We start from the raw sequence: 15147 nt of genomic DNA, 5'->3' as shown, positions 1-15147 counted from the left end.
TGCAGATGGGCGAGTTTTTATGTCGCCCTGCGCTTAGGATTAATGGACTTGTTTTTTGAACAGTTCTCGGAATACCGGGAAGATGTCTTCTACGCTGCGAATGTTCTGCATGGCAAAGTTTTCATGGTTGCCCAGCAGGGACTCATATTCACGCCACAGCGTCTGGTGAGCCCGACGGGTGATCTCAATGTATGAGTAATAACGCGAAACCGGCAGAATATGCTTGTCGAGCAACTCACGGCAGCCAGGGGAATCATCCGCCCAGTTGTCGCCATCTGAAGCCTGCGCGGCATAGATGTTCCATTCTGAAGGGGAGTACCGCTTCTTAATGATTTCATCCATCAACCGTAATGCGCTGGATACTATGGTGCCCCCGGTTTCCTGAGAATAGAAAAACTCGTGTTCGTCGACTTCTTTGGCTTGCGTATGGTGGCGGATAAAAACCACCTCCACATTTTTGTAGGTGCGTGTCAGGAACAGGTAAAGCAGGATATAGAAGCGCTTCGCCATATCCTTGGTGGCCTGATCCATGGAACCTGATACGTCCATCAGACAAAACATGACTGCCTGACTGCTGGGCATAGGGCGACGTTCGTAGTTTTTGTATCTCAGGTCAAAGGTATCGATAAATGGCACTTTGTTGATGCGATCACGCAGCGTCTGGATTTCTTCTTTCACACGCTGCTCATCAAACGGCTGTGCCGGTTCTGTGCTTTGTAATCTGTCGAGTTCAAGCTCCAGCTCACGCAACTGGCGACGTTTTGCTGCCGTCATCGCGGTGCGACGGGCGAGTGAATTCCGCAGGGACCTGACAATGGCGATATTGGCCGGTACCCCGGTCGATTTAAACCCTGAGCGGAAGGTTTTCCACTCAACAAGTTTGTTGAACTGATTTTTTTTCAGGTTCGGGAGTTCGAGATCCTCAAAAAGCAGATCCAGATACTCGTCTTTGGAGATTTGAAAGACAAAGTCATCCTGTCCCTCACCATCTGGGCTGGCCTGGCCTTCGCCGGCACCACCGGAACCGGCTCCCCCTGGGGCCGCTCAATGCGGTCGCCAGGGCTGAACTGATCGTTACCAGGGTGGACGATTTCTCGCTGCCCACCTCGTCCCTGATGGAACGAGGGTTCACGGATGTCGCGGGAAGGGATAGTAATGCTTTCTCCGCTTTCCACGTCAGTGATGGAGCGTTTATTGACGGCATCAGCAATAGAATCTTTGATCTGTTGCTTGTGTCGGCGTAAAAAACGCTGCCGGTTCACTGTGCTCTTATTTTTGCCGTTGAGCCTGCGGTCGATAAAGTGCGCCATAAGCTCTCCCCCTTGATCATCATCCATCAATTACGATGATTTACGTACGCGCAGATACCATTCAGACAACAGACGTACTTGCTTGCGGGTATAGCCTTTTTCCATCATACGGGCGACAAAATCGTCGTGCTTCTTCTGCTCCTCCGTAGAGGTTTTGGCATTGAACGAGATGACAGGCAGCAGCTCTTCGGTATTGGAGAACATTTTCTTCTCAATAACCGTGCGCAGTTTCTCGTAGCTGGTCCAGTTCGGATTTTTACCGGCATTGCTGGCACGTGCACGCAATACAAAGTTGACGATCTCGTTACGGAAGTCTTTCGGATTACTGATACCGGCAGGCTTCTCGATTTTCTCAAGCTCGTTGTTCAATGCAGCGCGGTCGAACAGTTGACCTGTCTCCGGATCGCGATATTCCTGATCCTGAATCCAGAAGTCCGCATAACTGACATAGCGGTCGAAAATATTTTGACCGTACTCAGAATAGGACTCCAGATAAGCGGTCTGAATTTCCTTGCCGATGAATTCGACATATTTGGGGATCAGATAGCCTTTCAGGTGCTCCAGGTATTTCTCGGCATTTTCCTGTGGGAACTGCTCACGTTCGATCTGTTGTTCCAGAACATAGAACAGATGAACCGGGTTCGCGGCGACTTCAGAGTGGTCGAAGTTGAACACCCGGGACAGGATTTTGAACGCGAATCGGGTCGACAGACCAGACATGCCTTCATCCACACCAGCGTAATCGCGGTATTCCTGATAAGACTTGGCTTTTGGATCCGTGTCTTTGAGGGTCTCACCGTCATACACCCGCATTTTGGAATACATGCTTGAGTTCTCCGGCTCTTTCAGACGCGACAGCACTGAGAAGCGGGCCAGGATATCCAGCGTACTCGGAGAACATGGCGAGTTAGCCAGTTCACTGTTCATCAGCAGTTTTTCGTAAATCTTGATCTCTTCCGATACACGCAGGCAATAAGGCACTTTCACGATGTAAACACGGTCGAGAAACGCCTCATTATTTTTGTTGTTTCGGAAGGTCTGCCATTCTGATTCGTTGGAGTGAGCCAGAATAATGCCATCGAAAGGCAGGGCGGACAGACCTTCTGTACCGTTATAGTTGCCTTCCTGAGTGGCGGTCAGCAGTGGGTGCAGCACTTTCAGCGGTGCTTTGAACATCTCCACGAATTCCATCATACCCTGATTGGCTTTACACAGCGCACCTGAGTAGCTGTAAGCATCCGGGTCGTCCTGGGCAAAATGCTCAAGCTGACGGATATCCACTTTACCCACCAGGGATGAAATATCCTGGTTGTTCTCATCACCAGGTTCTGTTTTCGCGATACCCACCTGATGCAGAATGGATGGACGCACTTTTACCACTTTGAATTTGGTGATATCACCACCGAATTCTTTCAAACGTTTCGCTGCCCATGGCGACATGATGTTGTTCAGATAGCGATGAGGGATGCCAAATTCTTTATTCAGAATTTCGCCGTCTTCAAGCGGGTCGAACAGGCAGAACGGGTGATCATTTACCGGACTGCGTTCACCGTTAGCAGTCAGCACATAAATGGGCACTTTTTGCATCAGACTTTTTAATTTTTCAGCCAGTGAGGATTTACCGCCACCTACCGGACCCAGCAGATAGAGGATTTGTTTACGTTCTTCCAGGCCCTGAGCGGCATGTTTCAGGTAAGAAACAATCTGTTCAATGGCCTCTTCCATGCCATAGAAGTCTTCAAATGTTGGATAGCGCGACATGACACGGTTGGAAAAGATCCGGCTCAGACGCGGGTCTTTCGCGGTATCTACCATTTCCGGTTCACCAATGGCCATCAGAAGACGTTCTGCGGCGTTTACGTAAGCACTGCGATCGTTACGGCAAATCTCAAGGAATTCTTGCAATGAAAGCTCTTCATCCTTGGCTTCTTCATAGCGATGACGATAGTGGTCAAAAATACTCATGGTATGCCCCCTGAATCGTTCTTCAATCATTTAGAAAGGACGAAATCAATAATCTTTCACATCCCTCATCACTAAGACTAGACCTAACTAATTAATTTGCTTTAGTGAGTGGTTGGTTTTGCTGAAAAATTTAGCTGATACATCAAACAGTGGCGGTCAAAAAACAACCGATCCATAGAGGTACTATCCTCCTATCAACAGGGATCTGCAAGCCATCTTGTTCAAAAAAGCGCCACTTTAACGGGGTTGGAATTCAGCTTGCAGCCGCATGATTTCAGGGAAGTGAGTTGAAGCGGGCAAACCGGAGGAACTGGTGCGAAATCTGGTATCAGCAGTGTGGGTTGGCGTTAAATGATGTCGGGAATGGGAAAGTCAGCGGAAGATGGTTTTTTTGGGAGGAAGTCATGAAGCAAACCAGCGACCCGACATGTCTCAGCATTGGGAAACAGGCTCAGAGGTGGTGTACGCCGGCAAACACTTTGCTTATTTTTTGAGCTAAATCAACAGCTCTGATTTAAGCTAGAAAAGTGTAGCTTGAGGGGGAGGAGATACATGCCGATTTCGCGGGTTGATACTGTGTCGATTCCTGTATCGGACCAAAGCCAGGCACTTTTGTTTTACCGAGATGCACTGGGATTTGAGCTGATCAGGGATCACAAGGCAGATAGCCATAAACGTTGGATACAGCTGGCACCTAAGGGCGCAGAGACGACCATTAGTCTGGTAATGCCATTTGGGGGAATGCGGGCAGGTTCTGTCCAGGGGTTAGTGGTGCACACTGACGATATGACCTCGACATACGATGAGCTCACCAACCGGGGTGTCAGTCTGTCAGAGATTGTGACTTTAATGGGAGGGCGCTTCGCGACTTTCAATGATCCGGATGGTAACGGCTGGGTGCTGATTGAAGCGGACATTACCATGCAGGCCTGAGATCAGAGGTTGAGTCAGCGGGCAAATCAGGCTCAGGCTTTCCTGAGCCTGGCCGTTACTCGACGCTGATTTCTGTACTGAGGTGATGTGATTGCCCGGGTTCCAGCACAATCCCCTGACCCGCCAGGGCAGATTCCACACACAGCATCGTGGTGTAGCCCTCAGGCGTCATATCAGCCATACCTGCCGCACCTGACTGCCATGGGTTCCAGACCACAGCGCTGTCATGGCCATGGTTGTGTATGCGCAGACGGCGAAACAGAGCAGGATCTTCCAGATGAATCGTGTCTTCAGCCCGGCTGTAAATTCTGTCTACGACGTCATCGAATTGTAAGACACCATTGGTTGGAAGGCGCTGCTGATCGGCCAGACCATCGAGGTATTCATTCCCCAGTCCGGACAATTTCGCTTGCATAATGTCACCCACGGCCAGATAGGTATGAAGCGCGCCGGACATACGCCAAGGGCGCTGGTCGGTATTGGTGCTGGTCAGCTGGACTTTGAGGGCTTTATCGAACTCAAAGTGGAGCCGGTTATGGAAGCGGTAGGGCCATATAGCCCGGGACTTGGGGGAGTCATGCAGCGTGAGCGTGACAGTGACATGGCTCTTCTGGTCATTAAAACTTTCCAGCTCCCAAACACTGGTACGTGCAAAACCGTGCGAAGGACTGGCTACTTTTCCGAACCATGGCCAGCACACGGGCACGCCGCCACGAATCGCCGACTGACCCGAGAAGTCGGCGGCTTCACTCATCCAAATCAGATCTTTGTGTCCCTGAGGCTGAAAACTTAAGAGATGACCACCAAATAATGATATCGCTGCCTGGCATTCAGGGTGAAGAATTCGAATGATATCCACACCATCAAGACGGCACAGGCTGATATGTTCTGAAAGCACTGTTGAGGTCGGGAGTTGACGTAAGTCCATAGTGATTCCTTAATAAGCCAATGAAGGAGCGGGCGACACGGCTGCCCGTCGAGACGCTATCCGATGACAGATAGATCCGGGATGACAGATAGCAAAAAGGCGGCCATCAGCCGCCTTTTGAGTCATCGTCTAAGTCTTACTTAGAGATGTGCGCAACCAGATCCAGTACTTTATTAGAGTAACCGATCTCGTTGTCATACCAGGAAACAACTTTCACGAAAGTATCGGTCAGCGCGATACCTGCGTCAGCGTCGAATACAGAAGTACGTACTTCACCGATGAAGTCCTGAGAAACGACAGCGTCTTCAGTGTAACCCAGTACACCAGACATCTCAGCTTCAGAAGCACGCTTCATTTCAGCTTTGATTTCTTCGTAAGTCGCAGGTTTTTCCAGGTTCACAGTCAGGTCAACAACAGAAACGTCTGCAGTTGGAACGCGGAATGCCATACCAGTCAGTTTGCCGTTCAGCTCAGGAATGACTTTACCTACAGCTTTAGCAGCACCTGTTGAAGATGGGATGATGTTCTGAGAAGCACCACGGCCACCGCGCCAGTCTTTCGCAGAAGGACCGTCAACCGTTTTCTGAGTCGCAGTGGTTGCGTGAACAGTCGTCATCAGACCGTCTTTGATGCCCCACTTGTCGTTCAGAACCTTAGCGATAGGTGCCAGACAGTTCGTCGTACAAGACGCGTTAGAAACGATTTCCTGACCTGCATATGATTCGTGGTTTACGCCCATGACGAACATAGGGGTGTCGTCTTTAGACGGACCCGTCAGAACTACTTTTTTCGCACCTGCTTCGATGTGCTTACGTGCAGTCTCGTCAGTCAGGAAGATACCCGTTGCTTCTGCAACAACATCAACACCGATTGCACCCCAGTTCAGACTTGCTGGATCGCGCTCAGCGGTAACACGTACAGTCTTGCCGTTAACGATCAGGTTACCGTCTTTAACTTCAACTGTGCCTTTGAAACGGCCGTGAGTTGAATCGTACTTCAGCATGTAAGCCATGTACTCGACGTCGATCAGGTCGTTGATACCGACAACTTCAATATCATCACGTTCTACAGAAGCACGGAAAACGAAACGACCGATGCGGCCAAAACCGTTAATACCTACTTTGATAGTCATTATGTTGCTCCACAACTTAATTTCTAATGAAAGATAACTGGTAGTAAAATTACATAATCTCACGCGGGTCTGCAAGCAAAAACAGACCTCAAATTGTCTTTAATCAAAAAAGTTTCGGATTTTTATTACAATCCTGGCCGAAAGATGAATAGTTCACCTATAAATGCTGGCAAAGTAATCAACGATGTAGCTCAGTTTTAATTCAGTACCCGAAATACAGGGGAATATGCTTAAATGCACTGATTCGATGTAAAAACCTTTCGAGCAAAAGTATGTGCCATATATGCAAAAATTGGCAAATTTTAAGTCGTACGGGTTTGGAAAACTGTGTTTACAGGCAGGTAAATGGCTTTTAAAACAAATTCTTATTGGAAAGAACTGTTATCAGATGAACAATATTATGTCTGTCGGGAAGGTGGCACAGAAGCCCCGTTCTCAGGCACGTTATTGCATAATAAGAAAACAGGAATATATCACTGCACTTGTTGTCAAATTGCCTTATTTCATTCTGAGCAAAAATATGATTCAGGATGTGGCTGGCCGAGTTTTGATGCACCTGTTCATTCTGATTCAATTCGATATTTAAGCGATACAAGTCATGGGATGAAGCGAACGGAAATTCGCTGTGCTGAGTGTGACAGTCATTTAGGGCATGTATTTGATGATGGGCCGGTTTCTACCGGACAGCGCTACTGCGTCAATTCTGTCTCACTGCAATTTAGTGAAGTGGAGTAACGGCTGCGCTGCCCGTAATGGCGTTGTCAGGATGATGGCTGGTCGGTTTGCTGACTCGGCAGGGCGGTCAGATTTTTTTCTACATAGACACGGTTAAAATGGCCGGCACTGATGCTCTGGATGATGCTGTCGGCTAAGGAATCCAGATGACTTTTATCTTGTTGCGGCATTGGATACAGGCGCGATAAGGTTTCTGAATTGGCAACAGGCAGTCCCATCAGGCTACCCACTCTTGACCATAAATAGGCTTCGGTTTTGTTGTTGTCCTGGTGGGCCTGTGTTGCCAGGGTCAGAATAATGTCTGGTTTCACTTTGACCTTGCCATGATAAAGCTCCAGCGCTCTTAACAGAAGCTGGCGAGTTTTGGCTTTATCAATACCAGTATAAAAAGAGGCCAGTGCCAGCTGCAATTCAGGTGTCTGAAGCTGGCCTGTTCCCTCTAATTTCAGAAATTCTTCCTTCGCCTGATGCTCGCCCTGGCTCCAGCGGTCATAAATGACTTCGGGTTCTTTAGAGTCAGCCAGCTCTTCGGTCAGCTGTTCAATGACCTCATAACTGTGGATGAGCGCAGCAGTCCGCACCGATTTGCGTTCTTTATAGCGGGTTGGCTCAATTTCTGCGGCATACTCCAGGCAATACTGATAACTGCGAGTGAACTCAAGGGTATGCAGTTTTTCAATGTCGGTTGGTGTTTTCAGCTGTTTATAGCGTTGCCAAATGAGGTCGGTGCGCTGAATACGGCATTGTCCATCATTGTTATTCAGTCCTTCACACAGCTCGGGATGTGCCGCGCAAAGACTGTCCGTTGTTTTGAAATCACCCTGGCAGGCTGGCAGAAAGGCGACAGCAGATAAAAAAACAAAATGTTGCGCGTTTTTTTGCCAGAAGAAGTCATGTGCGGTGCGTTACTCATAGGTCGGTTCACTACAATCAAGAATACCCTAATACCTATCGGCAGAAACTGACCTGAGAGAAAGAATAATGTGACATTGCTGCAGTGTGATCACGAAAACAAAAGAAAACTAAAACCAAGACGCTACTTGACTGGCAAACTCAGGTCATTATCGTAGCCTACCATTGCAAGTGGCCTGAAATAATCAGGCATCAAGAGGAGTAGATGGGATGGATGTACAACAGATTCTGGCTGCAATGACCCCAGAGGTGTACCAAAAGTTACTGGTAGCGGCAGAAACGGGTAAATGGGCTGATGGCACCCCATTAACGGACGCGCAGAAAGAATCCACCATGCAGGCCGTGATGCTCTATCAGTCTCGTCACAATACCGAGGCCGAGCATATGACAGTGGCAGCTGGCGGTGAGATACGTTTTAAATCTAAATCTGAGCTCAAGCGTGATTTTGCCATAGAAGACAGTGAAGCCCCTGTGGCAGATATTGCCCGTTTCTCTTTGCAGCAAAACTGATACCGATGACCCTGTAAAGGCTGATGCGCTCATCCGCAGTGATCACTGCCTGGGCACAGTGAAAGGCACAGGGTCACAGTAAAACCCACTCAGCTCATGATCTTCCTGCGTCACCAGGCTCGATACCCAGGGCTCTTGCTCAATACCTTCCAGATACATAGCCAGTTTAGGATAATGAGGCTTCAATCTTAAGCCAGCCATCCAGCCACTGCGGAAAATACTCCAGAGCGTAATTTCGGCCATCGAAAAACGGGTCGTAATATAGCCTTCAGCGGGTACTTGTTCTTCCAGGTAACTCAGAACCGGCGGCAGATGATGCTGAATACAATCATCAATGGCATCCTGATCAACGTCTTTTTCCAGAATCTGCCCTCTCAGAATTTTCTGATAGAAGAGCACGCCGGCAAGCAGTGCGCTGAGCCGGGTATCGGCATACTCTTCCAGCCAACGGATTTTTGCTCTTTCACCGGCATCGCCGGGGTAGAGTGGTGGTACCGGGTAGATGTCGTCCAGGTAATGGGCAATTACGGTTGAGTCGATCACTGTCAGGCTGTCATGTTCCAGAACCGGCACTTTCCCCATCGGGTGGCGTCTGTGCGCCAGCTCTTTTTCCAGGTACGGGTTGAGCGGCTGTAAATCGTAGTTCAGCCCTTTGTAAGATAAGGCCAGCATGATTTTTCTGACAAAAGGAGAAATGGCGGCGCCGTGCAGAATCATAATCAACCTTGCTCATAGCCAACAGACGAAATTTGCTATAAGTGTAGTTGAGATATAAAAAGAGCCGCACGCGTGCGGCTCAATTTGACGTCGTCCGATTATCCGGATTAGCGGGACAACTCGCCGCGGATGTCCTGTTGCATCAGCTCACGCACTTTTTCTGTTGGCAGCGCCTGGCTGAGCAGAAAGTGCAGTTTCGCCAGTGCGGCTTCGCGGGTCATGTCATAGCCACTGAGGACGCCGGCATCCGCCAGGGCACACCCAGTTGCATATCCATCCATATTTACTTTTCCGGACAGACACTGAGTCAGGTTCACGACGATAACGCCGCGGTCGGCCGCCTCTTTCAGCTGAGCCAGCAGCTCAGCGTTTTGCGGCGCATTGCCCACGCCGAACGTCAGCAGGATCATGGCGTTGACCGGCTGGCGCAGGGTGTTGCGGATCACTTCTGGTGAAATACCGGGGTACATGGTAATCACACCAATCGGCTGCGGGGTAATCTGGTGCACCCGAAACTCACCTGCAGGCTGTTTGTTCAGCTCTGTGGTGGGTTTGACCTGAATGTTGATACCGGCTTCGATCAGTGCCGGCATGTTGGGCGAAATAAACGCATTGAAACCGTCGGCATGGGCTTTTGTACTGCGGTTGCCGCGCAGAAGCTGGTTATTAAAGAAAACCGTCACTTCATTGACCGGATAATTTGCCGCGAGATGCAGCGCATTAAGCAGGTTGCTTTGCCCGTCTGAGCGCATTTCTGCCAGTGGGATTTGCGAGCCGGTGACAATCACAGGTTTGGCCAGATTTTCCAGCATGAATGACAGAGCAGATGCGGTATAGGCCATGGTGTCCGTACCATGAAGAATGACAAATCCATCAAACTTGTCGTAATTGGCCTTAATATCATCCGCAATGCGTTGCCAGTCTTCAGGTGTCATGTCTGAAGAGTCAATCAGTGGTGCATATTCATGGATAGTGAATGCAGGCATTTCCGAGCGGTGAAACTCAGGCATGTTCTGCAGTTGCTGTTCCATAAAGCCAGCGACAGGAATATATCCATGGGCTGACTTCTGCATTCCTATTGTTCCGCCCGTATAGGCGATATAGATATGTTTTTTTGTCATTAGAGTACGGGTACAGCATAGTGATTGATGGTGAAGGCATTATACGGCGAAAACCGGCGAAAAAAAGCCCGGATATACCGGGCTAAGTCAAGTTTCATCACTGTGAATCCGAACAGAGTTAATTTCCTGTGCTGGAACAATTCAGACAGAAAGCATATTGTCCTTTGGGATCATTAAAATTATTCATATTGGTGATATCTGCTGTGATATGACGCAAGGCCGGCGTGAACACATTGGGTAGCTGGGCGGATATTGCCATGCCAATGCGGGCGCTGGTTTCCGAAGTCATATCCTGCAGAAATTGCTCCATCGGGCTGAGCGGCAAATCTATCCAGCGGATGTCGTAGCTGTCCAGTTTTGCCAGTTTGGCTGCAGAGACAATGGCATCATCAAAATCACCCAGACGATCAACCAGACCCAGTTTCAGTGCATCCTGACCGGTCCAGACCCGGCCTTGGGCTATTTTGTCTGTCTCTTCGAGTGACATATGGCGATTCTCACTCACCAGGCTGATAAATCGCTGATAACCGTTTTCGATCCCCAGCTGGAAAATTTCAGCGACATCATCAGGTAAGCCTCGGGTAATTCCGATACCGGCAAAGGGGGTCGTGCCGACGCCATCGCTGTGCACGCCGATGTTTTCCAGGCCTTTTTCAAAGGTAGCCAGCATACCGAAGATACCGATAGAACCTGTAATCGTGGTTGGCTGAGCAATAATTTCACTGGCGCTGGACGAGATCCAGTACCCGCCGGATGCCGCCAGGCTGGACATGGATACCACCACAGGCTTGCCGGCCAGTTTTAATGCATCCACTTCATTGCGGATAATCTCAGAAGCGAAGGCACTGCCACCCGGACTGTCGACGCGCAGAATCACCGCTTTGATGTCATCATCAAGACGGGCTTCCCGCAGCAAAGCGGCCGTTGTATCGCCACCGACTCTGCCTTGCCCTTGCTGACCATCGACAATAGCGCCGCTGGCAACGACGATGGCAATACCATTGTCACTTGGCTCGAATGGCGCGCCGACCGAAGGCTGATAATCGTAATAACTGATCTGATTAAAGCCATGGTCGCCATCGCTGCCAAATTCCTTGATAAAGGTCTGGCGCAATTGGGTACGGCTGACCAGTTCGTCCACCAGTCCCATTTTCTGGCTCAGGCGGGCGAAATCGCCTTCGACACTTTTCAGCTCAGCAACCAGATCTTTGACTTCAGGGTTCAGGACACTGACATGGATGCGGCGGTTACGCGCGACATCCTGGGTATAAGCATCCCACATCTGGTTGAGCCAGACTGTGTTTGCTTCGCGGGCAGCGTCTGACATGTCGTCGCGGGTGTAGGGCTCAACGAATGATTTATAGGTCCCGACACGGAAGACATGGGTGGTGACATCCAGGTTATCCAGTAAGGTTTTATAATACAGCGAATAGCTGCCGTAACCTGTCAGCATCACGCCGCCGTCGGCAGACATGAACACTTTGTCGGCGAAACTGGCCAGGTAGTACTGGCTCTGACGGTAGTGATCGCCAGTGGCATAGACAGGTTTGCCGGCCTGCTTGAATTCTTCAATGGCCTTGGCAATGTAGCGCAGCTTCGTCAGGTTGGTCTCTGGCATGCTTTTCAGATTCAGGATAAGGCCGGTGATCCTGTCATCCTTGGCGGCTGCCCGGATGGTATCGACAATATCAAACAGGATATTTTCCTGAACCGGCACCTGGCCCATGGCGCTGTCGACAAACTGATCGAAGGGATTGACGTAGGATCGCTGTTCAACAATCGGGCCGTCAATATCCAGTACCAAAGCGGCTTTTTCTGGCAGAACCGGCGATTCAGCCCCTTGCTGGAAGGCAAAAATGATGACCCCAATCAGCGCAATAAATAACAGGTTGAAAAATAGCTTACGGGTAAAGCTCAGCAGCTTCCAACATCCGCGCAGCACTTTGGCAATGCCTTTTAGTAGTACTTTCATGGCCTTTCCTGATAATAAATCCCAGTGCTTATCCTAACCGAGACAGAGCGTAAAATCCTAATGATAGCTATATTGCGACTAAAATAGCGTATTTGAAAAGTGCCGCAGCAGTGATGGATGTTGAGGTTATGTAAACAGGTGTTTGAGTGAAGGTTAACCCTATGCTATAACTGGTCTGACCTACAATAATTAAAGAGATATAGGGAAGCTATGGACACTCTTACCTACCCACACTTGCTGGCACCGCTGGATCTTGGCTTCACTCAGCTGAAGAACCGGGTGTTGATGGGGTCTATGCATACCGGCCTGGAAGAAGCTCACGATGGATTTAAAAAGCTGTCTGCCTTTTACGCTGCCCGCGCCCGAGGTGGAGTAGGCTTGATTGTCACTGGTGGGTTTGCGCCCAATTTTCGCGGCCGCTTAACACCACTCAGTGCCGAATTCAGCAGCGGACGGGCGGCAAGGGCGCACCGGGTGATCACCGATGCGGTCCACAAAGAAGGCGGCAAGATTGCCATTCAGCTTCTGCATGCCGGGCGCTATGCGATGCATCCGTTTGCTGTCAGTGCTTCTGGCATTAAAGCGCCTATCTCTAAATTTACGCCCAAAGAAATGAGCCGCCGCCAGATCCTCAAGACCATCGATGCCTTTGCACGCAGCTCTGAGCTGGCAAGAGAGGCCGGTTATGACGGTGTTGAACTGATGGGCTCTGAAGGTTATCTGATCAACCAGTTTATCTGTCAGCGCTCCAACCACAGAATCGATGAATGGGGCGGCAGCTATGAGAACCGGGTCCGATTTCCGATTGAACTGGTCAAAGCCGTTCGTGCCCGGGTCGGCACAGATTTTATTATTATTTTCCGTCTTTCGATGCTGGATCTGGTCGAGCAGGGCAGTACCTATGATGAAGTGGTGCAGTTGGCTCAGGCGCTGGAAGCTGCTGGTGTGACCATTCTCAATACCGGTATCGGCTGGCATGAGGCGCGCGTGCCGACGATTGCAACCCAGGTGCCCCGCGCGGCGTTCAGCTGGGTCACGGAAAAGCTCAAAGGGAAAGTGTCGATTCCGCTGGTGACCTGTAACCGGATCAATACGCCTGAGGTGGCTGAAGCCATTCTTGCATCCGATCAGGCGGATATGGTGTCGATGGCCCGTCCGTTTCTGGCTGATGCTGATTTTGTGCTGAAGGCCGAACAGAACCGTGCTGACGATATTAATACCTGTATTGGTTGTAATCAGGCCTGTCTGGATCATGTATTTGCCGGCAAGCGGGCAAGCTGTCTGGTGAACCCGCAGGCTTGTTATGAAACCGAGCTGGTGCTGACTCCGGCTGCACAGCATCGTAAAGTCGCGGTGATTGGTGCGGGTCCTGCCGGTCTGGCTTTTGCAACCGCTGCGGCAGAACGTGGCTTTGAGGTCGATTTATACGAGAAAAACGATTATATCGGCGGGCAGTTTAATCTGGCGATGCAAATTCCGGGGAAAGAAGAATTCCGGGAGACGATTCGTTATTTCTCCCGCCGTTTGAGCCAGACCGGTGTGAACCTGAAATTGGGCAAGGCGGTGGATATCAATGCGCTGAAAGGCTATGACGATGTCGTGGTCTCAACCGGAGTGAAACCTCGTATTCCTGCCATTCCCGGCTTGGAAAGCAGCGATAAGGTGATCGATTATCAGACCTTGATCCGTGATAAAGTGCAGTTGGGTCAGCGGGTGGCTGTGATTGGTGCAGGCGGTATCGGGGTGGATGTCTCAAGTATGCTGACCGAGCCTCAGGACAGTTCGCTGGACAGTTGGCTAAAGGACTGGGGCATCGATAAAACCATTACCCATGCGGGTGGTTTATGTGCACCTCAAAGCGAGCACAGTGAGCGCCAGGTGTGGCTGATGCAGCGTCGCCCGGGCAAGATGGGCAAAGGGCCGGGTAAAACGACAGGCTGGATCCACCAGCAGGTGTTGCTGAAACGTGGTGTTGAAATGCTGTCCGGTGTCAGCTATGACAAGATTGATGCGCAAGGCCTGCATATCAGCGTGGAAGGTCAGCAGCGCGTGCTGGAGGTTGATCACATTGTGCTGTGCGCCGGTCAGACCTCAGTGGAAGAGTTGTCAGCGCCGCTCAAAGCGTTGGGCATCAAGGTGCATGTTATCGGCGGTGCTGAATTCGCCGGGGAAGTGGATGCGAAACGGGTGATTCGCCAGGGAACTGAACTGGCCGCCCGTCTCTAGATACCGGCAGATATCGGCGACGGTGACCAAGAGGCTCCTGAGGGAGCCTCTTTTCGTTGCCGTTACTCAGAAGCGCAGATGTGGTATGGTATTTAACAAGAATCGTTATCATTGAGGATACATAATCTATGGATGCATTGTCGCTGCTGCTTAATCGTCGCTCTTTGCCTAAAATGACGGCCCCGGCCCCTCAGGGTGAGGCGCTGGACAATATTTTTCGCGCCGGACTGCGCGCTCCGGATCACGGTGCGCTGACGCCCTGGCGGTTTATCGTCTCGGAAGGTGAAGGGTTGCAAAAGCTGGCCGATATTCTGGTTTCTGCCGCTCAGGCTGACGGTGCAGAAGAGGCCGTGATCGAGAAAGCCTCGAAAGCCCCTTTCCGTGCGCCTATGGTGATTACCGTTGTCGCTAAAGTGCAGCCCAGCGATAAAATCCCAGTGATTGAACAACACCTGTCGGCAGGCTGTGCGGCTCAGGCGATGCAGATGGCGGCGGTTGCTCAGGGCTACGCGGGTTTTTGGCGCACAGGAAGCTGGGCATATCACACTGTGGTGCGCGAAGCGCTGGGCGTACAGGGTGATGATATGATTGTCGGTTTTCTGTATCTGGGCACCCCGGATTGCCGCGATGCGAAAGCGCCAGAGCGGGATTTAGCGCAATTTGTTGAGTATTTATAGTTTCCTGCG

12 protein-coding genes and 1 pseudogene are annotated in these 15147 nt (G+C 50.5%); 5 read left to right on the top strand and 8 right to left on the bottom strand.

Features of this window, described 5'->3' with window-relative positions:
* Positions 1-39: 39 nt before the first annotated feature.
* Together P4S53_RS19725 and P4S53_RS19720 are read right to left on the bottom strand one after the other, a co-directional pair.
* A pseudogene (locus P4S53_RS19725) lies at positions 40-1310 on the bottom strand (YeaH/YhbH family protein).
* A gap of 30 nt (positions 1311-1340) precedes the next feature.
* Positions 1341-3275: a PrkA family serine protein kinase gene (locus P4S53_RS19720; RefSeq protein WP_337114025.1), complete on the bottom strand. Its 1935-nt coding sequence runs from the start codon at positions 3273-3275 to the stop codon at positions 1341-1343.
* Positions 3276-3827: 552 nt separating this feature from the next.
* Here P4S53_RS19720 and P4S53_RS19715 point away from each other — a divergent pair.
* A complete protein-coding gene (locus tag P4S53_RS19715) occupies positions 3828-4208 on the top strand; it encodes a VOC family protein (protein ID WP_337114024.1) in 381 nt (126 codons plus the stop codon).
* A 55-nt stretch (positions 4209-4263) separates the two neighbouring features.
* Here the strand turns inward: P4S53_RS19715 and P4S53_RS19710 are convergent, their stop codons facing one another.
* Both P4S53_RS19710 and gap read right to left on the bottom strand, forming a co-directional pair.
* On the bottom strand, positions 4264-5136 hold the full coding sequence (locus P4S53_RS19710; protein ID WP_337114023.1) for a D-hexose-6-phosphate mutarotase: 873 nt from the start codon (positions 5134-5136) through the stop codon (positions 4264-4266).
* Between the two features lie 136 nt (positions 5137-5272).
* Positions 5273-6268 carry a type I glyceraldehyde-3-phosphate dehydrogenase gene (gene gap / locus P4S53_RS19705; protein WP_337114022.1) on the bottom strand — a complete coding sequence of 332 codons (996 nt, stop codon included), beginning with the start codon at positions 6266-6268 and terminating at the stop codon, positions 5273-5275.
* Between the two features lie 345 nt (positions 6269-6613).
* Between gap and msrB the strand changes: the two genes are divergently transcribed.
* The gene (gene msrB, locus P4S53_RS19700; RefSeq protein WP_337114021.1) at positions 6614-7003 is read left to right on the top strand and encodes a peptide-methionine (R)-S-oxide reductase MsrB; all 390 of its coding nucleotides are present in this window, start codon (positions 6614-6616) and stop codon (positions 7001-7003) included.
* A gap of 26 nt (positions 7004-7029) precedes the next feature.
* Here msrB and P4S53_RS19695 read toward each other — a convergent pair whose 3' ends face one another.
* Positions 7030-7839, bottom strand: coding sequence for a DUF2989 domain-containing protein (locus tag P4S53_RS19695; protein ID WP_337114539.1), 810 nt, complete (start codon positions 7837-7839; stop codon positions 7030-7032).
* A 286-nt stretch (positions 7840-8125) separates the two neighbouring features.
* On the opposite strand from P4S53_RS19695, the gene P4S53_RS19690 reads away from it, so the two are divergent.
* The gene (locus P4S53_RS19690; protein WP_161446517.1) at positions 8126-8425 is read left to right on the top strand and encodes a YeaC family protein; all 300 of its coding nucleotides are present in this window, start codon (positions 8126-8128) and stop codon (positions 8423-8425) included.
* Positions 8426-8467: 42 nt separating this feature from the next.
* On the opposite strand, the gene P4S53_RS19685 is transcribed toward P4S53_RS19690, so the two are convergent.
* The 3 genes from P4S53_RS19685 to sppA all read right to left on the bottom strand — a co-directional run bounded on the left by P4S53_RS19685 (position 8468) and on the right by sppA (position 12235).
* Positions 8468-9142 carry a glutathione S-transferase family protein gene (locus P4S53_RS19685; RefSeq protein WP_337114020.1) on the bottom strand — a complete coding sequence of 225 codons (675 nt, stop codon included), beginning with the start codon at positions 9140-9142 and terminating at the stop codon, positions 8468-8470.
* A 107-nt stretch (positions 9143-9249) separates the two neighbouring features.
* Entirely contained in the window at positions 9250-10263 is a 1014-nt protein-coding gene (gene ansA / locus P4S53_RS19680) for an asparaginase (RefSeq protein ID WP_337114019.1), read from the bottom strand.
* Positions 10264-10381: 118 nt separating this feature from the next.
* Positions 10382-12235: a signal peptide peptidase SppA gene (sppA, locus tag P4S53_RS19675; protein ID WP_337114018.1), complete on the bottom strand. Its 1854-nt coding sequence runs from the start codon at positions 12233-12235 to the stop codon at positions 10382-10384.
* Positions 12236-12445: 210 nt separating this feature from the next.
* Here sppA and P4S53_RS19670 point away from each other — a divergent pair, with 210 nt between their 5' ends.
* Both P4S53_RS19670 and P4S53_RS19665 read left to right on the top strand, forming a co-directional pair.
* Complete coding sequence (locus P4S53_RS19670) at positions 12446-14461, top strand: NADPH-dependent 2,4-dienoyl-CoA reductase (protein WP_337114017.1); 2016 nt, start codon at positions 12446-12448, stop codon at positions 14459-14461.
* A 128-nt stretch (positions 14462-14589) separates the two neighbouring features.
* Positions 14590-15138, top strand: coding sequence for an NAD(P)H nitroreductase (locus tag P4S53_RS19665; RefSeq protein WP_337114016.1), 549 nt, complete (start codon positions 14590-14592; stop codon positions 15136-15138).
* Positions 15139-15147 lie beyond the last annotated feature (9 nt).

Origin of the sequence: Photobacterium sp. Hal280, assembly GCF_037162255.1 — a bacterium.
In the GTDB taxonomy this organism is placed as follows: domain Bacteria; phylum Pseudomonadota; class Gammaproteobacteria; order Enterobacterales; family Vibrionaceae; genus Photobacterium.
The sequence above is the reverse complement of the archived record's forward strand: the minus strand, read 5'-3'. Positions and strand labels throughout refer to the sequence as shown.